Below are 20719 nucleotides of genomic sequence, written 5' to 3' on the forward strand. Positions count from 1 at the left end.
TCCCTTTCCATCGTCATGCAGGACTTGATCCGGCATCCCGCTTTTCCGATGGTGCGGAAAGCGTCACCCCGGATCAAGTCCGGGGTGACGAAATGGGAATCGTCCGATGACGGCGCTTCCTACCCGGCGCGACGAAGGTTGGCGCTACTCCGACATCGACGCGGTGGCCGCAGCGTGGCCGCTGCCCGCGCCCGAGAGCATCATCGTGCCCGCGGGCGGCGACTTCCGCCGCGCGATCGTGCAGGATGCGGGCGAGATCCAGCAGATCGAGCTGGTGCTCGGCAAGGGCGCGACGGCGTCGCTGCACGTGCTGAATATCGGCGGGGCCTATGGCCGCATCGAACTTGCGGTCACACTCCACGAAGGCGCCGACTTCCACCTTGGTGCGGCGCAGATCGGCGGCGGCGAACAGAATCTCGAAATCATCACCACGGTCACCCACGCCGAACCCGGCGCGACGTCGCGGCAGGTGGTGCGCTCGGTGCTCGGCGGTACCGCGACGGGCACCTATCTCGGCAAGGTCGCGGTTGCGCGCGATGCGCAGCAGACCGACAGCGAGCAGGATGTGAAGGCGATGCTGCTCGAGCGCAGCGCGACCGCCAACGCCAAACCCGAGCTCGAAATCTTCGCCGACGATGTGAAATGCGCGCATGGCTGCGCGATCGGCGAGCTGGATGGACAAGCGCTTTACTATCTCCAGTCGCGCGGCCTGCCGCCGGGCGAGGCGAAGAAGCTGTTGTTGCAAGCGTTCGTCGCGGGTGTGTTCGACGGCGCAAAGGATGAGGCGCGGTTGCAGGAACTGGCATTGGCGAAGCTGGGGGAATTGGTGTGAGCGTTGCAACCGCCCTCCACATCTTCCCCGACGTTCGCGCCGACTTCCCCGGCATCACCCCGGGCTGGCACTACCTCGACACCGCCGCGACCGCGCAGAAGCCGCAGGCGATCATCGACGCAACGGTGAACGCGATGGGCCGCGACTATGCGACGGTCCACCGCGGCGTCTATGCGCGTTCGGCCGACATGACGCTGGCCTATGAGGCAGCGCGGCGGCGGATCGCGGCATTTATCGGCGCGCGCGAGGGTGAGATCGCCTTCGTGCGCGGCGCGACCGAGGCGATCAACCTCGTTGCCTACAGCCACCCGCGCAAAGGCCGCGTACTGCTGTCGCTGCTCGAGCATCACAGCAATATCGTACCGTGGCAGCTTGCGGGCTGGCAGGTCGATGTCTGCCCGCTGACCGAAGACGGCCGCATCGACCTGGACGCCGCCGAGAAGCTGCTGACCCCCGAACACAATATGGTCGCCTTTGCGCATGTGTCGAACGTGCTCGGCAGCCCGCTCGACGTCGCGCGCGCCGCCGAACTCGCGCACCGCGTCGGCGCCGAACTGCTGGTCGACGGGTGCCAGGCGGTGCCGCGGCTTCCGGTCGATGTCGCGGCGCTCGGCTGCGACTATTATGTCTTTTCGGGCCACAAGCTCTACGGGCCGACGGGTGTCGGCGTCCTGTGGAGCGACAAGCTCGACGCGCTGCCGCCGTGGCAGGGCGGCGGCTCGATGATCGACCGCGTGACCTTCGAGAAGACGACCTACGCCCCCGCCCCCACCCGTTTCGAAGCGGGCACGCCCGCGATTATCGAGGCGATCGGGCTGGCGGCGGCGGTCGATTATGTCTCGGGCATAGGAATCGAGGCGATCCATGCGCATGAATGCGCGCTGGTCGGCACGCTGCGCGAGGCGCTGGCGCGCAAGAACAGCATCACGCTTTTCGGCCCCGAAAACAGCGCTGGAATCGTCAGTTTTGCGATGGCGGGGGTTCATCCGCACGACATCGGCACTATCTTGGACGAAAGCGGGGTCGCGATCCGCGCCGGGCACCATTGCGCACAGCCGCTGATGGAGCATCTGGGCGTACCCGCGACCGCGCGCGCGAGCTTTGGCGTGTACAGCAATGACGAGGATGTGGCGGCGCTGATCGACGGCCTCGCCCGCGTCGAGAGGATTTTCGGATGAGCGAGGACCGCATGAGCGAGAACGGGATTCGGGTCGAGGAAGTGGAAAGCGTCGCGGCGCCGCCGAAAGCGCGCGTCGAGGATGCCGAGACGGCACCCGAGAAGCTGGAGCGTAAGCGCGACTATCTGGAAGGCTTTCTGGCCGCAAAGCCGGCGGCGGCCGATGCGGGCGCGGTCGGCGGCGACCTTTATGAAGCCGTCGTGGGCGCGCTGAAGGATATCTACGATCCGGAAATCCCGGTGAACATCTATGACCTTGGCCTGATCTATAATGTCGAGATCGACGAGGGGCATGTGATGGTCACGATGACGCTGACGACACCGCATTGCCCGGTCGCGGAATCGATGCCCGCCGAGGTCGAACTGCGCGTCGGGGCGGTGCCGGGGGTCGGCGATGCCGAGGTCAATCTGGTCTGGGATCCGCCGTGGAGCCCCGAGAATATGAGCGACGAGGCCCGGCTCGAATTGGGGATGCTGTGATGACCGAAGTCAAAGCCCGCGCCCGCCCCGCTGCGGTCACGCTGACCCCGAATGCCGAGGAACGCGTCGCGAAGCTGATGGCATCGGCGCCCGAAGGTGCGATCGGGGTCCGCCTGTCGACCCCGCGCCGCGGCTGTTCGGGGCTTGCCTACTCGGTCGATTATGTGATCGAAGAGGTAAAGTTCGACGAGAAGATCGAGACCCCGGGCGGCGTCTTCTACATCGATGGCGCGTCGGTGCTGTACCTGATCGGCAGCGTCATGGACTGGGTCGAGGATGATTTCGCCGCAGGCTTCGTGTTCGAAAATCCGAACGCCAAGGGCGCCTGCGGGTGCGGCGAGAGCTTCACCGTCTGAACCTCCGGTCAGCGGCAGACCGTCCAGCCCGCCGTCCGTACCGCCATGTCGAGGTGGAAATGATTGGCGTGCGCCGCATTGTGATCGGGTGACAGCAGCGTACTGAACAGCCCGCACGACCGGTCGCGCACCGCGTGGAGGAATTCGCTGCGCGCGTCGGCATCGCCCCAGTCGTTCAGCAAGGATATCCGCGTCCCGTCGGCAAGGACGAACGCCGAAATATCGATCGCATTGGCGGTCGAGTGCTCGCTCTGCGCCTGTTTGCCCGCGATCTTGCGGCAGTTGTAGCTGCCCAGATTTTCCAGCGCGACGACCTTTTGCCCGAAATATTCACGCGCGAGCGGCTGGACGACGTCGCGGTTCCACAGCGCCAGCCCCGCCGTCATCGCGCACCCCGGCGCGGCGTTCGCGGGATGCATCGTCGGCACGAAGGCGTCGCCAGTCAGGATCATCCGCTGGCTAGCCCGGCACACCCCGTTGCCGATCGCGGGCCGTCGCAGATAGCCGGCCTTTGCGCGGTCGAAGGCGGCGAAACAGGCGCTGTCGTCGCCAGCCAGGGCAACAAGCTTGGCGTGGGTCGCCCACCCGCGCGGCTGCGCCAGTTCGAAACGCGCCGTCGGATCATGTTCGGGATGATCGCGAAGCCACTGCATCGCGCCGATCGCGGCGAGGGCCAGCAGCACCGCGATGCCGAACCAGATCAGATAGGGGCGAAGGCTTTTCACGCGCCCCAGATGGCGAAGCAGGCGCTCCGGCACAAGAAGGCATGTCGCCCGCGCCGGGACGACACTCGTTAAAGCGGTTCGAAGCCCACCATCAGCCCATCCTTCGGCCGCGGGATCGGCAGCACCTGCCATTCGGGTTCATAGCCGTCGGCAACGACGATGCGGTGCGTCGTGACGACATGATGGAAGAAGATTTTCGCCTGCATATAGGCGAAGTGCAGCCCGAGGCACATGTGCGCGCCGCCGCCGAAGGGGACCCAGGCATATTTGTGCCGTTCGCGCGCCACCTCGGGCGAAAAGCGCATCGGGTCGAACTTTTCGGGTTCGGGCCAATGGTCGGCCATCATGTGGGTAAAGGCCGGACTGACCCCGACCGAGGTGCCAGCTGGAATGCGGTAGCCGCCATATTCGAAATCCTTGAGCGCGCGGCGCGGGAAGCTCGGCACCGGGGGCACCAGCCGCAGCGCTTCCTTGAACGCCCATTCGGTGAGTTCGAGTTCGCCGAGGCTGTTGTGCCCGACACCCTCGCCCGCCGGGGCGACCGCCAGCATCTCTTCACGCAGCCGATCCTGCCATTCGGGGTGCTTGGCGAGCATGTAGACGAGCGAGGTGACCGAGCTGGTGATCGTGTCGTGCGCCGCCATCATCAGGAAGTTCATATGATCGACGATCGCCTCGACGCTCATATAGTCGCCATTGTCGTCGCGGGTGCGGCAGATCTGGCTGAACATATCCTCGCCCGTGCCGTCGCGGCGCTCGGGGACCATGCGGCCGAAATACTCGACCAGATAGGCGCGCCCCCTGGCGCCGCGGCCCATCGCGGTGAAGGGCAAGGGTACGCGCACGACGCCGATCGACGCCTGCACCATGTCGACGAACGCCTTGTTGACCCGGTCGGCCTCGGGACCCCAGGGAATGCCGAGGAAGCTCGTCGCGGCGAGGTCGAGCGTCAGTTCCTTGATCGCGGGATAGAATGGGAAGCGCTTGCCGCTCCACTGCGCGACCCGGGCCTTGATACCCTCGTTCAGCGAATCGGCATAATGGCGCATCGGTTCGGGTTTGAAGGCGACCGACAGGAGCTTGCGGTCGGCGCGATGTTTTTCGAAATCCATCAGCATCAACCCGCGCGGGAACAGCAGGTTGAGCACCGGCCCCCAGCCCTGTTCGGACGAGAAAATCTTGTCACGATCGAACATGACAAGTTCGTTCGCCTCGGGCCCATGGAGCGCGACGCTGCGTCCGCCGAAGCTGTTGTTGCGGTAAACGCGGCCATATTTCGCCACCATCCGGTTCGCGAAGGCGGGATAATCGCGCAGCTGGTCGAGCGTGTTGCCGAGGATCGGCATGCCGTCCTCGCCCGGGATATGATCAATCGCGCTGTCGGGATTGCGCGGCAGCCAGTGCCGGGTTTCGGCGCCGAAACGCGCTTCGGACCATTCGATCTTCGCGGGGGCATTCATCGCTTCATATCCTCATTCGCCGGTCGGTCGAAGCGAGCCTATCGAACTACTTACATTGATGCAAGTAAGGCCCGACTCGCGAGCCATCTCCATTCACCGCAAATTCAACTCGACTCGTGCAATCGAGGGACCAATATGACGGGTCCGTCCGTTGGACCTCCAAAAGGACAAGACGATGATCAAGAGTCTGAAACGTCCCCTCTCCATCGCGCTCGGCGTGCTCGCGACGACCGCGCTTGGCGGCTGTTATTACGGCGATGTCGGCACCAGCTACGCCTCGGCCGGGAATCTGTGCGCCGACAGCTATTACGACTACGACCCCTATGCCTATGACGATGGCTATGGTTATGACTGTTATGACGGGTCGGACTTTGGCGGCGGCTTTGCGCAGATCGGCTTCGGCGGCGGCTGGTACGACGATTATTATTATCCCGGATATGGCACATGGATGTACGACAGTTACCGCCACCGTTATCCGCTGCGCGGTCAATATCTAAACTATTGGGGCGGGCGCCGCGCCTGGTGGCGCCACCACGGCAATCGCCCTGGCAATGGGCATTGGAACCGGCCGGGGAACGGTGATCATAGCGGCCGCCCAGGACGTCCGGGACGCCCCGGCGACTGGAAGCCCGGCGGCAATGACGGTCAGCATGGCACGCGGCCGGGCCGCCCGGGTCGCCCCGGCGCCGAAAATCCCGGCACGCCGCCGGCAACGACGAACCCGGGCCGTCCCGGGCGCCCGGGTCGCCCTGGCGACTGGAGACCCGGCGGCCGCGACAATGACGGCCAGCACGGCACACGCCCGGGCCGTCCGGGCGCCAATCCGGGTTCGCCCCCGACCACCGGCAATCCGGGGCGGCCATGGCGGCCCGATGGTGCAAGACCGCGCCCGCCGGGCGCGGGCGAAGCGACTCCCGGACGTCCGGGACGCCCCACTGGGGCGCGGCCATGGCCGGGCCGCGGCGATGGCAATGGCATGCGTCCGAGCCCGAACCCGGGACGGAACCCCGATGCGCGTCCGGCTCCGCGTCCGCCGCAGGCAGCACCCGCGCCGTCACGCCCTGCCCCGGCCGCGCGTCCGTCACCGCCGCCGCGCGCCGATCGGCCCGCACGCGGTCCGGCCGGGCGGGTCGCCGACGACCGCTAATAGAATCGCAAACCCGCGGGCGGCTCAGTCGCCCGCAGGTTTCGCCGTTTCCGTCACCATATCTTCCTGAAGCGTCAGGCCGCGCGCGCCATGGTGTGCGGTGTGCGCCGGCGCGTGCGGATGATCCTTGTCGGCGGGTTCGGGGACTTCGAGCATCCCTTCCCATTTGGCGATGACCGAGGTCGCGACCGCATTGCCGACGACATTGGTCGCCGAACGGCCCATGTCGAGAAACTGGTCGATGCCGAGGATCAACGCCACGCCTTCGACCGGCAGCCCGAACTGGGTCAGCGTCGCGGTGATGACGACGAGGCTGGCGCGCGGCACGCCCGCAATCCCCTTTGACGTGATCATCAGCGTCAGCAGGATCAATATCTGGGTGCCGATCGACAGGTCGATGCCATAGGCCTGCGCGATGAACAGCGTCGCGAAGCTCATGTACATCATCGAGCCGTCGAGATTGAAGCTGTAGCCCAGCGGCAGCACGAAGCCCGAGATGCGGCGCGGGATACCGAAGCGGTCGAGCTGTTCGAACAGCTTGGGCAGCGCAGCTTCCGACGAGGCCGTCGAGAAGGCGAGCAGCAGCGGTTCGACGATATAGCGCGCGAGCGTCAGGATCCGCCGGCCGAGGAAAAGCGCGCCGAGCGCGAAGAGGAGCGTCCAGAGCAGAGCAAGGCCAAGGTAGAATTCGAGGATCAGCCGCAGGAAATCGAGCAGGATTTCGAGCCCGTTGACCGTGATCACCCCCGCGAGCGCGCCGAACACCGCGAAGGGCGCGAACAGCATCACATAATTGGTCACCTGCAGCATCAGTTCGGCGAGAATATCGACGGCGCGCACGAGCGGCAGGCCGCGATCGCCGAGCGCCGACAGGCCGACCCCGGCAAAGATCGAAAAGACGAGAATCTGCAAAATGTCGTTCGCCGCCATCGCGCCGAAGATCGATTCGGGGAAAATGTGGAGGATGAAATCGCGCAGGTTGAGCGCGCTCGTCTTCACCTCGCCAATCTCTCCGGTCGGGGTCAGGTCGAGCCCGACGCCCGGCTGGAGCAGGTTGACGAGCAGCAGGCCGAGCGTGATCGACATGAAGCTGGCGCCGATGAACCAAAACAGCGACTTGAGCCCGATCCGCCCGAGCGCCGCGCTGTCACCCATATTGGCGATGCCCGCGACGATCGTAGCGAGCACGAGCGGCGCGATGATCATCTTGATCAGATGGAGAAAGACGTCGGGCAATATCTTGAAATAGCCGGCGACCCGCGCCGCTTCCGCTTTGTCGGCGCCGATCATTTCGTGCCCGATGGCGCCCGCGATGATGCCGAGCACCATGCCGACGAGAATGAATAAGGTCAGGCGTCTTGCCATGAAAAAATGCTCCCTGTTCCGGCCCTGCCAGATCCTGTGCCATGGGGGGTAACAGCCTGCCACGTGGCGGGCAATCGCTGCCGGGCCTATTGCAAGGTCAGGGCGTCCAGAAGCTCAGCGCGAGAACCCCGGCAGTGCCGGTCAGGATATTGAGCGGAACGCCGACGCGGACGAAATCCATGAAACGATAGTCGCCTGCGGCATAGACGAGCGTGTTGGTCTGGTAACCGACCGGCGTCGCGAAGCAGGCCGATGCGCCGAGCATCAGCGCGATGAGCAGCGGCTGCGGCGCGATGCCCGTCGCCTCGGCGATCCCGATCACCAGCGGCCCCATCAGCGCCGCGACGGCGTTGTTGCTGAGCAGTTCGGACAGCAGCAACGCCGAGAAATAGACGATCGCGATCACCCCCCACTGCGGCGCGTTGGTCAGCACCGGTTCGAGCGCACCGACCATCAGCGCGACCGATCCCGCCTGTTCAAGCGCCGCGCCGACCGCGAGCATCGCGAAGATGAGGATGAGCACGTCGCCGTCGATGCTGCCCCACGCCTCCGACGCATCGATGCAGCGCGTAAGCAGGACGATGCCGACGCCGATGAAGGCGGCGATGCCGATCGACATGATGCCGGTGGCCGACAGCAGCACCGCGCTGGCCATCACGAGGATCGCGATCCAGGCGCGACGGCGGCGGAAGGCGGTGACCGACGCCATCGCAAGCCCGATGAGATTGGGATTGTCGCGCAGCTGCGCGATATTCGCCTCGTCGGCCTCGATCAGCAGGCGGTCGGCGGCGCGGATGCGGTTTTCGGACAGCGTCGGGCCGGGAAGATGGCGAAAGCGGGTCACCCCGAGGATGCGGACGCGCTGCCGCTGGAGAAACGGAATTTCGGCGAGCGGACGGTCGATCGAGCGATGGCTGGGCGACACCGTCACCTCGACCACCGTCGCCCCGGCTTCGGAACCATCGCCGATGCCGATCGCAAAGCGCCCTTCGCTACGCAGCGTCATCAGCGCCGCACCGTCGAGCCGTGCGACGATCCGGTTACCCGCCAAAAGCCGGTGATTTTGCGCCTCGCCGCCGGTGACCAGGCGCCCGCCGGCGATAACTCCGACGATCTGGCCCGGCGAAATGCCGAGGCTCGCAGCTTCGAGCGCCATGTCGACGGCGGGGTCATCGTCCTGGAGCCCCAGTTCGGTCAGGTAAAGCTGCTCCGCCCCGTCGGTCTTTTCGGCGATGCGCGGATAGTCCGACGGCAGGAAGCGCGCCATGACGAGCAGCCCGAGCACGCCCGCTGCGGCGACGGCCAGGCCGTAGGGCGTGATGCTGAACAGGCCGAAATGCCCCAGCCCCGCCTGCTCGGCGATCCCGGCGACAACGAGGTTGGTCGATGTCCCGATCAAGGTCAGGCAGCCGCCGAGGACGGCAATCACCGAGAGTGGCATCAGCAATTTCTTGGGCGAGACGCCTAGCGCTTCGGCGAGGCGGAAGCAAACCGGCATCATCACGACAACGAAGGGCGTGCTGTTGATGAAGCCCGAGACGAGGAGGCCGCCGCCGAACACTTCGACCACCGCCAGGCGTGGATGCCGTTTGGCGCGATCGACGACATAATTGCCGACCTTGTCGATCACCCCGGTGCGGATCAGCGCGCCCGACAGGATGAACATCGCCCCGACCGTGAGCGGCGCGCTGTTCGAAAAGACGCCATAAGCCCCCTTTTCGTCGAGCAAGCCGAGCGCGAGCATCGTTCCCGCGCCGGCGACCGCGACGACCGACGGCGAAAAGCGTTCCCAGACGAAGGCGGCGAACATGCCGGCGAGGACCAGCAGGCCGATAATTGCCTTCTGCTCCGCGATGAAGGCGGCAACGACCTCCATCAGGTCATCAGCCGTTTTGCGCCCGATGCAGCAATTTATGGTCGGCGAGGACAAGCGCCATCATCGCTTCGACCACCGGGGCGCCGCGGATGCCGACGCATGGGTCGTGGCGGCCCTTGGTGACGATGTCAGCGGCCTCGCCCGCCTTGTTGATCGTCGGCACGGGGGTCAGGATCGAGCTGGTCGGCTTGAACGCGACGCGCACGACGACCGGCTGGCCGGTCGAGATCCCGCCCGCGATGCCGCCGGCGTTGTTCGACAGAAAATCGGGGCGGTTGCTGCCGTCCGTGGCGGGGCGCATCGGATCGGCATTTTCCTCGCCGCGTAGCCGCGCTGCTTGGAAACCGGCGCCGATTTCGACGCCCTTCACCGCGTTGATCCCCATCATCGCGGCGGCAAGGTCGGCGTCGAGCTTTGCATAGACGGGTGCGCCCCAACCGGCGGGAACGCCGCTGGCGGCGCATTCGATGACGGCACCCAAAGAGCTGCCCGACTTGCGCGCGGCGTCCATCAGCCCTTCCCAGCGCTGCGCCGCGGCGGGATCGGGGCAGAAAAAGTGATTGCGATCAATTTCTTCGAGGTCGAAGTTCGCGGGATCGATCGCATCGCCGCCGATTTCGGCGACCCAGGCATGGATCTGCACCTCGGGAATCACCAGCCGGGCGACGCCGCCCGCTGCGACGCGCGCCGCGGTTTCGCGCGCGCTCGACCGGCCGCCGCCGCGATAGTCGCGAATGCCATATTTGGCGTCATAGGCATAATCGGCGTGGCCGGGACGATAGGCCTGCGCGATCTCGCCATAATCCTTCGAGCGCTGGTCGACATTCTCGATCATCAGGCTGATCGGCGTGCCCGTCGTCTTGCCTTCGAATACCCCGGAAAGGATGCGCACCTGGTCGGGTTCCTGCCGCTGCGTCGTGTGGCGCGACTGGCCGGGGCGGCGCTTGTCGAGGAAAGGCTGGATATCGGCTTCGGTCAGCGACAGCCGCGGCGGGCAGCCGTCAACGACAGCACCGAGCGCGGGACCGTGGCTTTCCCCCCAGGTCGTGAAGCGAAGAACGCGCCCGAAGCTGTTGAAACTCATCGCCTTACCCCATCCGGCCAAATGCAGGTGCATAGTCTGCGCGCCCGCCTAGCGGCCAAGCCGCGCCCGAGTCCAGCATCATCGCCATGAAATGCGGCCCGGCGAAAGGCGAAGCGAAGCGCGTGGCCAGTTCGGGCGAATAGCCGAAGCGCGGATAATAGTCCTCGTGACCGAGGACGAAGCTGATCACCACACCCTGTTCGCGGAGCATGTCGTGCCCGGCGCGGATCAGCGCGTCGCCGACGCCACGCCCCTGCCATTCAGGCGAAACCGATACCGGCGCGAGACCGGCTGCGGGCAAGACGCTGCCATCAGTCTCGACATCCATCCGGCTGAACAGCACGTGTCCGACGATGCTCTCGCCGCCTTCAGCCACCAGCGACACGAGTACATCGCCGTCGGTTACGACCGCGCGGACGAGATCGGCTTCGCCTTGATGGCCAAATTCCGTCCCGGCGAAGGCCGCCCGGATCACCGCATCGATCGCTTCGACATCCTCCGCGCGTGCGGGACGGATCGCCGGTGCATCAGGCAAGCGCAATATCCGGGGCGTCTTCCTGTTTCATGCCGACGGTGTGGTAGCCCGCATCGACATGGTGCGTTTCGCCGGTGACGCCCGACGACAGGTTGCTGAGCAGGTAGAGCGCCGAACCACCGACATCATCAATGGTGACGTTGCGGCGCAGCGGGGCGTTATGCTCGTTCCACTTCAGGATCAGGCGGAAATCGCCGATGCCCGATGCCGCCAGCGTCTTGATCGGCCCGGCCGAGATCGCGTTCACGCGCACCCCCTGCGGACCATAATCGTTGGCAAGATATTTGACGCTGGTTTCGAGCGCCGATTTGGCGACGCCCATGACATTATAGTGCGGGATGACCTTTTCGGCGCCGTAATAGCTGAGGGTCAGCAACGAACCGCCGCCCTCGCCCGTTTCAGCGTCATAGGGCGTCATCATCGCAACCGCGCGCCTGGCAACCGCGGTGAAGCTGTAGACGCTGATGTTCATCGTCATCAGAAAGTCGTCAAGCGTCACATCGGCGTAATGGCCGCGCAGCGCTTCCTTGTTGGTATAACCGATCGCATGGACGACGAAGTCGATCGTCGGCCAGCGCGCACCCAAGGTCGCGAACGCCGCATCGAGATTGTCCATGTCGGACACGTCACAATCGATCAGGAAATCGCAGCCCAGTTCGTCGGCAAGCGGCTTCACCCGCTTGAGCATTACGTCACCCTGATACGAAATCGCAAGATCAGCGCCCTGCGCGTGCAGCGCCTTGGCGATACCCCATGCAAGCGATTTGTCGTTCGCGAGGCCCATAATCAGCCCGCGCTTGCCAGTCATCAGACCCGTCATTTTTCTTCTCCGGCCTTTTTGTCTTCAATAATTATGTCATCGACGCGCCCAATAGCGTCATGGCCCAAATCCTCAACCTCTACCAAAGCGGCATTGAGTTCGGCGCCCATCACCATACCCAATCCGACGAGATAGAAGAAGAAGAGCGCGACCATCACGCCCGCCAGGCTGCCGTAAGTCGCATCGTAGCTGAGCAGGCTGGCGAGCAACGGCGGCAGCGCGAGGGTGACCGCGATCCACCACAGGGTCGTGAACAGCGCGCCCGGCCATTTCGGGCATTTCTTGAGCCGGCGGTATTTCGACGGGGTGAGGCTGTAGAACAGCATATAGATGGCCAGGAACAGGCCGAATCCCGACACGCCGCGCGAAATCAGCACGATACCGAAGGACTGGAAGCGTTCGGGCAGCACGCGGGTGACAAATTGTTCAATGCCGACGATCAGCACCTGCATGCTAAACGACAGCAGCATCAGCACGACCGCGCCGGTGATGATGCCGATCGACAACAGCCGGTAGTGGAAGAAGCCCCGGCTGAAATGCGTGCCATAAGCGCGGCGCAGGATGTCGCGCACCGTTTCGATCAAACTGCCGACCGTCCACAGCGCGACGATCGCCCCGAGCCAGAGGAAGATGCCGGTGCGCGCGGTCATCACCTCGCGAATCGGGCCCGACAACGCCTTGGCGACGGTCGGCGGCATCGTCGAGAAGACCGCCTCGATCGCCGCCTCGCCGCCGCTGCTGCCGCCGAAGATGCTGAGCGCCGCAGCGAGCAGGATGAAAAAGGGAAAGAGCGCGATCAGCGCGAGATAGGCGAGATTGCCGGCGTGGATGAAGCCGTCGGTATAGGTGCCGACGACGACGCGGCGCGCCACCTGGAAAATGCGCGTCCCCGGGCCGAGCGTTTCGCGCCCGCGATGGATCAGCCCTTCGGCACGGGTTCTGAGCTTCAGCCTTTTGTCGCGTTCGGCGCGCGCCTCGGGCGAATGCGGCGAATGGCCTTCGGCGAGAAATTCCTTGTCGACCTCGCTCGCCACTTCGCGCGCCAGCGCGGCGACGGCCTTTTTATCGGCCTTTGCGGCGGTATCGACGCCTTCAGCCACGCATCACACGCCGAGTTCTGCGCGCACCGGACGCGGATCGGTCCACTCGCTGACCAGCCTGACCAGCGCATCGTCGTCGGTCGGCAGGTCGACCATCAGCCGCACGAGCTGGTCGCCGCGGCCGCCGCTTTTCTGGCTGAACCCCTTGCCCTTGAGGCGCATCACCTTGCCCGAGCTCGACCCGGCGGGAATCGACAGCATCACCGGGCCATCGACGGTCGGCACCTTGACCTTGGCGCCCTTGACCGCCTCGCCCAGCGTCACCGGCAGGTCGAGGCGGATGTTGGCGCCTTCGCGCACGAAAAAGGGATGATCCTTGACGGTGATCGTGACGATGCCGTCACCGTTGCCGCCCGGCCCGGCCTGCCCCTTGCCGCCAAGCCGCATCTGGGTGCCGGTTTCGACCCCGGCGGGCAGCTTGAGGTCGATCGTGCCGCCGTCGGACAGCGTAATCCGCTGCGGCGCCTGCGTTGCGGCGTCGATGAAGGACACCGACAGGCGGTAGGCGACGTTGGCGCCCTTGGGGGGCGGTCCGGCCCGGCCGCCGAAGCCGCCAAACGGTCCGCCCCCGCCGCCGCCACGACTGAACAGCCCCTCGAAAATATCGCCGAAGTCGGCGCCTTCGTTGCCGAAGCCGCCCTGCTGGCCGCGCGGATCGCCGCGAAAACCACCGCCGCCGCCATAGCCGAAGGGCATCGCGGGATTGCCGTCGGCATCGATTTCGCCGCGGTCGAACTGCGCGCGTTTGGTCTTGTCGGACAACAGGTCATAGGCCCGGGTGACATCGGAAAATTTCTCCGACGCCTTCGGATTGTCCTTGTTCTTGTCGGGGTGCAACTGCTTCGCGAGCTTGCGGTACGCGGATTTGATTTCCGCTTCGTCCGCACTCTTCGCGACGCCCAGGGTGGAATAGGGATCTGCCATATTTCTTCTGTAGCCCGATAAGTGATTGACCGGGAAGGCCCGATTGCGCGTTCCCTGCCGCGTCGATGTGGGAACATCGCAGCAAGCGGTCAAGTTCCTCCTAACCACGCCCTGCTCTTTAGGGGAGGGCAGCGAAACTTGGCAGCTTGCTGCCTAGTTGCAGCGGGTGGGGGCTATCGGTCTTGCGCAAGGCCGATAGCCCCCACCCCAACCCCTCCCCTACAGGGGAGGGGCTTATTGCTTGCTCCGTCGGAGTTTCCGGCATTATGACCGCCGCCATGACCACCGATCCTTTCCCCCTGTTCGACAGCTGGTATGCCGAAGCCCGCACGAGCGAACCCAATGACGCCAATGCGATGGCGCTCGCGACCGCCACCCCCGACGGGCATCCGTCGCTGCGCATGGTGCTGCTGAAGGGCCATGGGCCCGACGGGTTCGTCTTTTACACCAACCTCGACAGCCGCAAGGGCGGCGAACTCGCGGCGAACCCGCATGTCGCGCTGCTCTTTCACTGGAAGTCGCTACGCCGTCAGATCCGTATCGAAGGTCCGGTGGCGCCGGTCGACGATGCGACCGCCGATGCCTATTTCGCGACGCGCGGCCGCGATTCGCAGCTCGGCGCCTGGGCCAGCGACCAGTCGCGCCCGCTGGACGGCCGCGAAACGTTCGAGGCACGTTTCGCCGAGATGGAGGCGCGGTTCGCGGGGCAGGATGTCCCCCGCCCGCCGCGCTGGTCGGGCTGGCGCGTGGCGCCCTATGCAATCGAGTTTTGGCAGGACCGCGCGCACCGCCTGCACGAACGCACATTGTTCGTCCGCGAGGGCGACGGCTGGTCGAAGGGATATCTGTACCCATGAGCGCATCACGCCGATTACCGATCACGCAGGTCGACGCTTTCGCCGACCGTCCGTTTACCGGCAATCCCGCGGCGGTGATGCCGCTCGACGAATGGCTGCCCGACGCGGTGCTGCAGGCGATCGCGGCCGAGAATAACCTGGCCGAAACCGCCTTCCTGATTCCCGACGAGAGCGGCGAGGCCGATTATGAGCTGCGCTGGTTCACCCCGGGGGTCGAGGTCGCGCTGTGCGGCCATGCAACGCTCGCCAGCGGGCATGTGCTGCTGTCGGCCGCCCCATGGCGGAGCGACATGCGCTTTCGCACGCGCAAGGCCGGGGTGCTGCGCGTCGCGCGAAATGGCGAAGACGAAGGCTATAGGATGGCGCTCCCCGCCTATCCGCCGGCACCGAAAGCAATGCCCGACATCGTGCAGGCGATGGGGGGCGAGGTCGTCGAGACCTTGTGGCATGACGGCGGCTACGCACTGATCGTCTACCGTGACGCCGCGAGCGTCCGCGCGCTCGACCCCGATCTGCGCGCCCTGAAGGCCGGCGGAGATATCCTGTATATCGCGACGGCGCCGGGCGCCGGTGATGCGTCGGGTGCCGACGTCGTCAGCCGCACCTTTGCCCCCGGGGCCGGGATCGACGAGGATCCGGTGACCGGGTCGGCGCACAGCGTGCTGCCCCCCTATTGGTCAGCGCGCCTGGGCCGCGACAATTTCGCCGCCTATCAGGCGAGCGCGCGCGGCGGCCATGTCGGCTGCCGGCTCGATGGCGAGCGGGTCGAGTTGACGGGGACCTGCGTCACGACATTGGTCGGCGATTTTCTCCTTTAAGCCATAACGCCATTTCTTTCGTCATCCCGGACTTGATCCGGCGTCCATGACTTCGGCGCCGCGGTGGATCCCGGATCAAGTCCGGGATAACGAAACAGGGCGAAGAGAACGTTCACAAATCTGTTGCGCGGCCCTGTGACAGGCGATAGCTTCGCCTTATGGGGTTCCTGATCGATCTGGTCTGTTTCCTGCTGGTGCCGCTGCTGTGCTGGCGCCTCGTTCGCGGTGCGGTGCCGATGGCGGTGTTGCCGATCCTCACCGGACTCGCCCTCGCCATTGCGGCCGATCGCTTCGGGTTCGACAAGTCGGTGCTGGGCCCGTCGCCGTGGGGCGAGACGATCGGATGGTGCGGCGTGCTCGCACTCGCGTTCAGCGCGGGGCTCGAAACGCGCGTCACCGCCGATCAGGGGTCGCACCCCGGCGGGCGAGTGATCGGCACGGCGCTGATCGGACTCGCGCTGCCCTTTACCGTCGGTTTCGTCGCCATGTTGTCGGGCGCGATGGATGCGGTGCTGGTCCAGCCAGCGGGGGTTTCACCGCTCCTGTCGGCGAGTGCGATCGGCCTTTGCCTTGCGGTCAGCGCGCTGCCGGTGCTCGTCGGGATCGTCCGCGAACTGCCGATCGCCGACCGTCCGCTCGGCAACCTGTCGCTGCGCATCGCGGCGCTCGACGATGCGATCCTGTGGATCGGCCTCGCCGCCTTGCTGTTCCTGCACAAGGGTGAGGCCGGGTCGCTGTTTGCCGGCGGCTTGGGGCAGGCCGGGGCAATCGGGGTCTTCGCGTTGATGATCGGGCTTCGCGGGCGGTTCGTCGGCCGATTGCCCGATCATGTCATGGTCAACGGCGCGCTCGGCATCGCCTATCTTGCGGCGGGCGCGTGGGCGACGAGCATGCTCGGCCTGCACGAATTGCTCGGTGCCTATTTCGCCGGGGTGCTGGCGCCGAGGCCGCTCGCCGAACGGCTGCGTCCCGAGACGCTCGGCAGGCTGGCGCTGTTCGGCCTGTCACCGTTATTCTTTGCGCATCGCGGGCTCAGCATCGACGGCGCGGTGGTGACCGCCGGGGCGATCGGCGTGGCGCTGGCGCTGCTGTTGCTCGCCGGCCTATCCAAGGTGGCGGCGGTGCATCTGGCGCCGCCTGCGGCGGATATGCCCGCCGCCGAGCGCACCCGGCTTGGGCTGTTGCTCCAATGCAAGGGACTGATGGAAATCGTCGCGGCGACGATCCTGGTGCAGGCGGGGCTGATCACGCCGACGGTCTTTGCGGTGCTGGTGACGCTGGCGCTGGTATCGACGACGCTGACGGTGCCGTTGTTCCGGCTGATCTCGCGCGCCCGGACGACGCGGCGGAGCCCCGCACGCTAGGTCTGTGTCACAGCGACGCGGTCAGATCCGCCAGATGGCGGCGTAAGGCCGGAAACTGGTCGTCCGCCGTGATGCCGAGCCGCACGATCGTCACCCGCTGCGACGGCGAGACGATGATATATTGCCCCTGATGGCCGATACAGGCGAACAGGTCGTTCGGACCGCGATCGGGCCATAGCGCCGCGTCTGATCCGGGCGGACGCCGGCGGTTAAGCCAGATATGCCCGCCATAGCCCGCATCGTTCGCCGACGGCGACAGCATGAAATTCATCCAGGTTTCGGGAAGCAGCCGCTGGCCGTTCACAACACCGTGATTGCGCAGGAATTCGCCGAACTTGGCGTAATCGCGCGCGGTCGCATGCATGATCGACCCGCCGATCATCGTACCACGCGCATCATATTCGGGCGTCAGGCTGATCATGCCCAGCGGTTCGGCGAGCCGCCCACGGATGAATTCCTGCATCGCTTCGCGCCGCGCCTCGGGGTTTTGCGAGGGGGTCAGCGTGTCGGCCAATATATCGGCAAGGATGACGCTGGTCGCCGAACTGTAATTGAACACCTCGCCCGGCTGGGCCGCCGCGGGTTTGGCTTCGGCGAACGCCGCCATGTCCTGCGCGCCGCCGCCGAACAGCATCGACACCGTGTCGCCGTCCCAGACGGGATCGCCGGTTTCGACATGCTCGATCCCGGACGTCATATGGAGCAGGTGGCGGAGCGTGATCGCCCCACGCGGATCGCCGCTGCGCTGCCACCCCGCAACAGGGGCGGGTCCGTCGAGCGACAATTGCCCGTCCGACACGAGGAAGCCGGTAAGCACCGCGGTGATGCTTTTCGCCATCGACCAACTGATCAGCTTGCTGTCGGGACCAAAGCCCGGCGCATAACGTTCGTAGATCGGCTCACCATCGCGCAGCACATAAAGCGCGCGCGTCTGCCCGACATCGTCGGCGTCGGCGAACAATGCGTCGGCCCTGGCCTTGATCGCGGGGTCGAGCGCGGGGAGCGCCTGCGACGCGCCCGGCGGAGTGACATCGTCGAGCGACGCGCCGAACCGCGGCGCGGGCGATGCCGGCGCGATGCTGCCCTGCCCCGCCGCGTGCGTCAGCGACCAGCCCCCCAGCATCACGAGCGCGGCACTTGCCAGCATGGCTTTTTTCGTGATCATAAGACCGGTGACTAACACCAACCCGCAGGGCACGGCAACGCCCGAGCCGATCGAGCCCGCGCCGACGCCTTCGGCTCCGCCGCCCGAGGTGCCGAAACGGCTGCGCGGCAAGCCGCGGCAGAGCCGCTGGGGCGGATGCCTGCCGTGGGTGCTGATCCTCGCGGTGCTGATCGCGGTCTTCGCGATCTGGAAATTCCCGTCGTTCAAGGCGCAGGCCGAGCTCGGTTCGGCCTATGCCGCGCGCGTCGGCTGTTCGTGCCGCTATGTCCAGGGGCGCGGCCTCGAAAGCTGCCAGAGCGATTTCGAGCCGGGGATGGAGATGGTGTCGCTGGCCGAAGACCCGGCGACGAAGACGATCACCGGCAGCGTCCCGCTGCTCGCATCGCGCAGCGCGCGCTACGCAGGTGCCAGCGGCTGTCTGCTCAATCCTGCCGACTGATCCCGCGGAAAATCAGTCCTGCCGGTGAGCGCCGAATCGCGTCGTCGCGATGGCGATTGCGGCGGGGACGGCGAAGACGAGCAGCCCGATCAGCGCCTCTTCGGTCCAGCCATAGCCCGCGTAAAGCACGCCGATCAGCAGGTTGCCGACCGCAACGACCAGCCAGAGCCATAGGAACAGACGCGTCGCGCGCGCTGAATCGCGGGTCGTGAGCCGCAGGATCGCCAGCAAGACGATGCCCGCGAGCAACATGATGACGGTATGCGACATGCTAGCCCTCTCCTTCTTCGACCATGGCGGAAGCAAAACGTCGGCGCCATTGGCCGGGCGACATGCCGAGCTTGCCGCGAAACGCGGTGCACAGATGGGCGTGGCTGGAAAAGCCGGTGGCGAAGGCGATCTCGGCCACCGTCAGCGGCCGGTTCATCAGGAACCAGCAGGCGCGGCGAATCCGCTGGCGGAGCACATATTGGGCGGGGGTGAGCCCCGTCGCGCGGGCAAAATGGATGATCAGGCTGTTGACCGACATCCCCGCCTCGGCCGCCATGTCATGCGAGGTCAGCGCAATTTCGAGCCGCGCCTGGATGAAGGTCATCAGCGCGTCGATGCGGCGGGCGATCGCCGGCGGCACCGCGGGCGATATCGCGCCGTCCAGCGTTTCGGCGAGCATCGCGATCAGCTCCCCGGCCGCCGCCGCCTCGCCTGCGGCAAGGGCGCGGACGAGCCCGGCCATCGGCGGGCTGTGATATCCGGAGAGCGCCCGCGCGCGCGGCGGGACGGGCAACCGGTCCGCCCGAATCGCGACCTCGATATAGCGCACCGCCCCGCCCTTTGCCTCGGCACGATAGAAATGCCCTGCGGGCACCAGCCACATCTCGCCGGGCACGGGGTCGCCAAGCGACGTCCGCCGTCCGTCGAGCCAGGTTTCGAGCCAGTGATAGCTTCCCGCCTCGTGCAGGATCAGCACATGGACGTCGCGTTCGATCGTCCAGCTGGCGGGGCCGTCGATCCGGTTAATGATCGAGGCCACCGTGAGTCCGCCCACTTCCATGACCCGAATATGGCAAGTGTGGGAGAATCTGAAAGCCTGCAATATAGGCGGCTTTTATGGTTAACTCGCGCCCCCAATTCCCGACGTGGACTAGGGCACCGGGGGCAGTGAATAGGTGAACGCTGTTCACCCGAACCGACCCCTCCCGGCGGGCGGCGCCAACCCCGCCGCCCGCCTCTTTTTCGGGAGGGATGATCGCCCGCGATCCACTCCGCACACGCATCGCTCCGCTGGCCGGAGCGTGAGAATCTGAAAGCTTGGGGCCTGCCCCGGTCTTAGGAAACGATCCTCCTTTCCAATATTCGGGATGATCATGATCATGGCTGACCATAAAATCACAGGGAAAACCGTCCTTATCGCCGGCGGCGGCAAGAATCTCGGCGGGCTGATCGCGCGCGACTTCGCGGCCGAGGGCGCCCGCGCCGTCTTCGTTCATTATAATAGCGAAGCGTCGCGTGCCGCGGCCGAGGAAACCGTCGCGGCAATCGAGGCGGCGGGCGCGAAGGGATATGCTGCCCAAGCCGACCTGACCAGCGCGGGCGCGATGGAGAAGCTGTTCGCCGATGCGAAGGCAGCGATGGGCGGCATCGACATCGCGATCAACACCGTCGGCAAGGTGCTGAAAAAACCGATGGTCGACATCAGCGAGGACGAGTTCGACGCGATGAGCGCGGTCAATTCGAAAACGGCCTTCTTTTTCCTGAAGGAAGCCGGCAGGAATGTCAGCGACAATGGCAAGATCTGCACGCTCGTCACTTCCCTGCTCGGCGCGTTCACGCCCTTTTACGCGAGCTATGCGGGGACGAAGGCGCCGGTCGAACATTATACGCGCGCGGCGTCGAAGGAATTCGGCGAACGGGGCATTTCAGTGACCGCGATCGGACCGGGGCCGATGGACACGCCCTTCTTTTACCCTGCCGAAGGCGAAGACGCGGTCGCCTATCACAAGACCGCGGCGTCACTGTCGCCCTTTTCGAAGACCGGGCTGACCGACATCGAGGATATCGTGCCGTGGATTCGCTTCCTCGTCACCGACGGCTGGTGGATGACCGGCCAGACCATATTGGTGAACGGCGGCTATACAACGAAATGAGGCTGGCCGGCGGGCGGCGTTTGTGCCGCCCGCCACATTTGTACCCTGATC

At 65.7% G+C, this 20719-nt stretch carries 22 protein-coding genes; 10 read left to right on the forward strand and 12 right to left on the reverse strand.

What is annotated here, in order from left to right; translation table 11 throughout:
* The first annotated feature begins 106 nt into the window (after positions 1–106).
* The 4 genes from FHR22_RS14795 to FHR22_RS14810 are packed head-to-tail and all read left to right on the forward strand — an operon-like array spanning position 107 to position 2845.
* Complete coding sequence (locus tag FHR22_RS14795) at positions 107–832, forward strand: SufD family Fe-S cluster assembly protein (RefSeq protein ID WP_166944184.1); 726 nt, start codon at positions 107–109, stop codon at positions 830–832.
* Positions 829–2010 carry an aminotransferase class V-fold PLP-dependent enzyme gene (locus FHR22_RS14800; RefSeq protein WP_425057448.1) on the forward strand — a complete coding sequence of 394 codons (1182 nt, stop codon included), beginning with the start codon at positions 829–831 and terminating at the stop codon, positions 2008–2010. Before FHR22_RS14795 ends, FHR22_RS14800 begins: the two co-directional genes overlap by 4 nt.
* Positions 2007–2489 carry an SUF system Fe-S cluster assembly protein gene (locus FHR22_RS14805; RefSeq protein WP_166944186.1) on the forward strand — a complete coding sequence of 161 codons (483 nt, stop codon included), beginning with the start codon at positions 2007–2009 and terminating at the stop codon, positions 2487–2489. Before FHR22_RS14800 ends, FHR22_RS14805 begins: the two co-directional genes overlap by 4 nt.
* The gene (locus tag FHR22_RS14810) at positions 2489–2845 is read left to right on the forward strand and encodes a HesB/IscA family protein (RefSeq protein ID WP_166944188.1); all 357 of its coding nucleotides are present in this window, start codon (positions 2489–2491) and stop codon (positions 2843–2845) included. Before FHR22_RS14805 ends, FHR22_RS14810 begins: the two co-directional genes overlap by 1 nt.
* 8 nt (positions 2846–2853) lie before the next feature.
* On the opposite strand, the gene FHR22_RS14815 is transcribed toward FHR22_RS14810, so the two are convergent.
* Both FHR22_RS14815 and FHR22_RS14820 read right to left on the reverse strand, forming a co-directional pair.
* Positions 2854–3570, reverse strand: a complete 717-nt coding sequence (locus FHR22_RS14815; protein ID WP_341786631.1) for an extensin-like domain-containing protein — start codon at positions 3568–3570, stop codon at positions 2854–2856.
* A 68-nt stretch (positions 3571–3638) separates the two neighbouring features.
* Complete coding sequence (locus FHR22_RS14820) at positions 3639–5030, reverse strand: cytochrome P450 (protein WP_166944192.1); 1392 nt, start codon at positions 5028–5030, stop codon at positions 3639–3641.
* Between the two features lie 175 nt (positions 5031–5205).
* On the opposite strand from FHR22_RS14820, the gene FHR22_RS14825 reads away from it, so the two are divergent.
* Positions 5206–6177, forward strand: a complete 972-nt coding sequence (locus FHR22_RS14825; protein WP_166944194.1) for a hypothetical protein — start codon at positions 5206–5208, stop codon at positions 6175–6177.
* A gap of 24 nt (positions 6178–6201) precedes the next feature.
* Here the strand turns inward: FHR22_RS14825 and FHR22_RS14830 are convergent, their stop codons facing one another.
* The 7 genes from FHR22_RS14830 to FHR22_RS14860 all read right to left on the reverse strand — a co-directional run bounded on the left by FHR22_RS14830 (position 6202) and on the right by FHR22_RS14860 (position 13881).
* The gene (locus FHR22_RS14830) at positions 6202–7542 is read right to left on the reverse strand and encodes a dicarboxylate/amino acid:cation symporter (protein WP_166944196.1); all 1341 of its coding nucleotides are present in this window, start codon (positions 7540–7542) and stop codon (positions 6202–6204) included.
* Between the two features lie 97 nt (positions 7543–7639).
* On the reverse strand, positions 7640–9418 hold the full coding sequence (locus tag FHR22_RS14835; protein ID WP_166944198.1) for an SLC13 family permease: 1779 nt from the start codon (positions 9416–9418) through the stop codon (positions 7640–7642).
* A 7-nt stretch (positions 9419–9425) separates the two neighbouring features.
* Positions 9426–10502, reverse strand: a complete 1077-nt coding sequence (gene aroC / locus FHR22_RS14840; RefSeq protein WP_166944200.1) for a chorismate synthase — start codon at positions 10500–10502, stop codon at positions 9426–9428.
* 4 nt (positions 10503–10506) lie between these two features.
* Positions 10507–11037, reverse strand: coding sequence for a GNAT family N-acetyltransferase (locus FHR22_RS14845; protein ID WP_166944202.1), 531 nt, complete (start codon positions 11035–11037; stop codon positions 10507–10509).
* Positions 11030–11857, reverse strand: a complete 828-nt coding sequence (locus tag FHR22_RS14850) for an SDR family oxidoreductase (RefSeq protein ID WP_166944204.1) — start codon at positions 11855–11857, stop codon at positions 11030–11032. Before FHR22_RS14850 ends, FHR22_RS14845 begins: the two co-directional genes overlap by 8 nt.
* The gene (locus FHR22_RS14855) at positions 11854–12957 is read right to left on the reverse strand and encodes a YihY/virulence factor BrkB family protein (RefSeq protein WP_341786632.1); all 1104 of its coding nucleotides are present in this window, start codon (positions 12955–12957) and stop codon (positions 11854–11856) included. The genes FHR22_RS14850 and FHR22_RS14855 overlap by 4 nt, the downstream gene beginning before the upstream one ends.
* A gap of 3 nt (positions 12958–12960) precedes the next feature.
* Positions 12961–13881, reverse strand: a complete 921-nt coding sequence (locus FHR22_RS14860) for a DnaJ C-terminal domain-containing protein (RefSeq protein ID WP_166944206.1) — start codon at positions 13879–13881, stop codon at positions 12961–12963.
* A gap of 278 nt (positions 13882–14159) precedes the next feature.
* On the opposite strand from FHR22_RS14860, the gene pdxH reads away from it, so the two are divergent.
* The 3 genes from pdxH (at position 14160) to FHR22_RS14875 (ending at position 16920) form a co-directional block, all read left to right on the forward strand.
* Positions 14160–14738 carry a pyridoxamine 5'-phosphate oxidase gene (gene pdxH / locus FHR22_RS14865; RefSeq protein WP_166944208.1) on the forward strand — a complete coding sequence of 193 codons (579 nt, stop codon included), beginning with the start codon at positions 14160–14162 and terminating at the stop codon, positions 14736–14738.
* On the forward strand, positions 14735–15556 hold the full coding sequence (locus tag FHR22_RS14870) for a PhzF family phenazine biosynthesis protein (RefSeq protein ID WP_166944210.1): 822 nt from the start codon (positions 14735–14737) through the stop codon (positions 15554–15556). Before pdxH ends, FHR22_RS14870 begins: the two co-directional genes overlap by 4 nt.
* 158 nt (positions 15557–15714) lie before the next feature.
* On the forward strand, positions 15715–16920 hold the full coding sequence (locus FHR22_RS14875) for a cation:proton antiporter (protein WP_166944212.1): 1206 nt from the start codon (positions 15715–15717) through the stop codon (positions 16918–16920).
* A gap of 7 nt (positions 16921–16927) precedes the next feature.
* On the opposite strand, the gene FHR22_RS14880 is transcribed toward FHR22_RS14875, so the two are convergent.
* Complete coding sequence (locus tag FHR22_RS14880) at positions 16928–18067, reverse strand: serine hydrolase domain-containing protein (protein ID WP_243853749.1); 1140 nt, start codon at positions 18065–18067, stop codon at positions 16928–16930.
* 25 nt (positions 18068–18092) lie between these two features.
* Here FHR22_RS14880 and FHR22_RS22130 point away from each other — a divergent pair, with 25 nt between their 5' ends.
* Complete coding sequence (locus tag FHR22_RS22130; protein WP_243853750.1) at positions 18093–18524, forward strand: hypothetical protein; 432 nt, start codon at positions 18093–18095, stop codon at positions 18522–18524.
* Positions 18525–18536: 12 nt separating this feature from the next.
* Here FHR22_RS22130 and FHR22_RS14890 read toward each other — a convergent pair whose 3' ends face one another.
* Together FHR22_RS14890 and FHR22_RS22670 are read right to left on the reverse strand one after the other, a co-directional pair.
* Positions 18537–18794 carry a hypothetical protein gene (locus FHR22_RS14890; protein ID WP_166944216.1) on the reverse strand — a complete coding sequence of 86 codons (258 nt, stop codon included), beginning with the start codon at positions 18792–18794 and terminating at the stop codon, positions 18537–18539.
* 1 nt (position 18795) lies between these two features.
* A complete protein-coding gene (locus FHR22_RS22670) occupies positions 18796–19554 on the reverse strand; it encodes a helix-turn-helix domain-containing protein (protein ID WP_166944218.1) in 759 nt (252 codons plus the stop codon).
* 340 nt (positions 19555–19894) lie between these two features.
* Here FHR22_RS22670 and FHR22_RS14900 point away from each other — a divergent pair, with 340 nt between their 5' ends.
* On the forward strand, positions 19895–20668 hold the full coding sequence (locus tag FHR22_RS14900) for an SDR family oxidoreductase (RefSeq protein WP_166944220.1): 774 nt from the start codon (positions 19895–19897) through the stop codon (positions 20666–20668).
* The last annotated feature ends 51 nt before the right edge of the window (positions 20669–20719 follow it).

The organism is Sphingopyxis panaciterrae, assembly GCF_011762125.1.
GTDB classification, from domain to species: Bacteria; Pseudomonadota; Alphaproteobacteria; order Sphingomonadales; family Sphingomonadaceae; genus Sphingopyxis; species Sphingopyxis panaciterrae.

Bases quoted from the DNA above. Each gene is read 5' to 3' on its own strand.
- FHR22_RS14795 (WP_166944184.1), top strand. From the start codon at position 107: ATGACGGCGCTTCCTACCCGGCGCGACGAAGGTTGGCGCTACTCCGAC.
- FHR22_RS14805 (WP_166944186.1), top strand. From the start codon at position 2,007: ATGAGCGAGGACCGCATGAGCGAGAACGGGATTCGGGTCGAGGAAGTG.
- FHR22_RS14810 (WP_166944188.1), top strand. From the start codon at position 2,489: ATGACCGAAGTCAAAGCCCGCGCCCGCCCCGCTGCGGTCACGCTGACC.
- FHR22_RS14820 (WP_166944192.1), bottom strand. From the start codon at position 5,030: ATGAATGCCCCCGCGAAGATCGAATGGTCCGAAGCGCGTTTCGGCGCC.
- FHR22_RS14825 (WP_166944194.1), top strand. From the start codon at position 5,206: ATGATCAAGAGTCTGAAACGTCCCCTCTCCATCGCGCTCGGCGTGCTC.
- FHR22_RS14830 (WP_166944196.1), bottom strand. From the start codon at position 7,542: ATGGCAAGACGCCTGACCTTATTCATTCTCGTCGGCATGGTGCTCGGC.
- FHR22_RS14835 (WP_166944198.1), bottom strand. From the start codon at position 9,418: ATGGAGGTCGTTGCCGCCTTCATCGCGGAGCAGAAGGCAATTATCGGC.
- aroC (WP_166944200.1), bottom strand. From the start codon at position 10,502: ATGAGTTTCAACAGCTTCGGGCGCGTTCTTCGCTTCACGACCTGGGGG.
- FHR22_RS14850 (WP_166944204.1), bottom strand. From the start codon at position 11,857: ATGACGGGTCTGATGACTGGCAAGCGCGGGCTGATTATGGGCCTCGCG.
- FHR22_RS14860 (WP_166944206.1), bottom strand. From the start codon at position 13,881: ATGGCAGATCCCTATTCCACCCTGGGCGTCGCGAAGAGTGCGGACGAA.
- pdxH (WP_166944208.1), top strand. From the start codon at position 14,160: ATGACCACCGATCCTTTCCCCCTGTTCGACAGCTGGTATGCCGAAGCC.
- FHR22_RS14870 (WP_166944210.1), top strand. From the start codon at position 14,735: ATGAGCGCATCACGCCGATTACCGATCACGCAGGTCGACGCTTTCGCC.
- FHR22_RS14875 (WP_166944212.1), top strand. From the start codon at position 15,715: ATGGGGTTCCTGATCGATCTGGTCTGTTTCCTGCTGGTGCCGCTGCTG.
- FHR22_RS14880 (WP_243853749.1), bottom strand. From the start codon at position 18,067: ATGCTGGCAAGTGCCGCGCTCGTGATGCTGGGGGGCTGGTCGCTGACG.
- FHR22_RS14890 (WP_166944216.1), bottom strand. From the start codon at position 18,794: ATGTCGCATACCGTCATCATGTTGCTCGCGGGCATCGTCTTGCTGGCG.
- FHR22_RS14900 (WP_166944220.1), top strand. From the start codon at position 19,895: ATGGCTGACCATAAAATCACAGGGAAAACCGTCCTTATCGCCGGCGGC.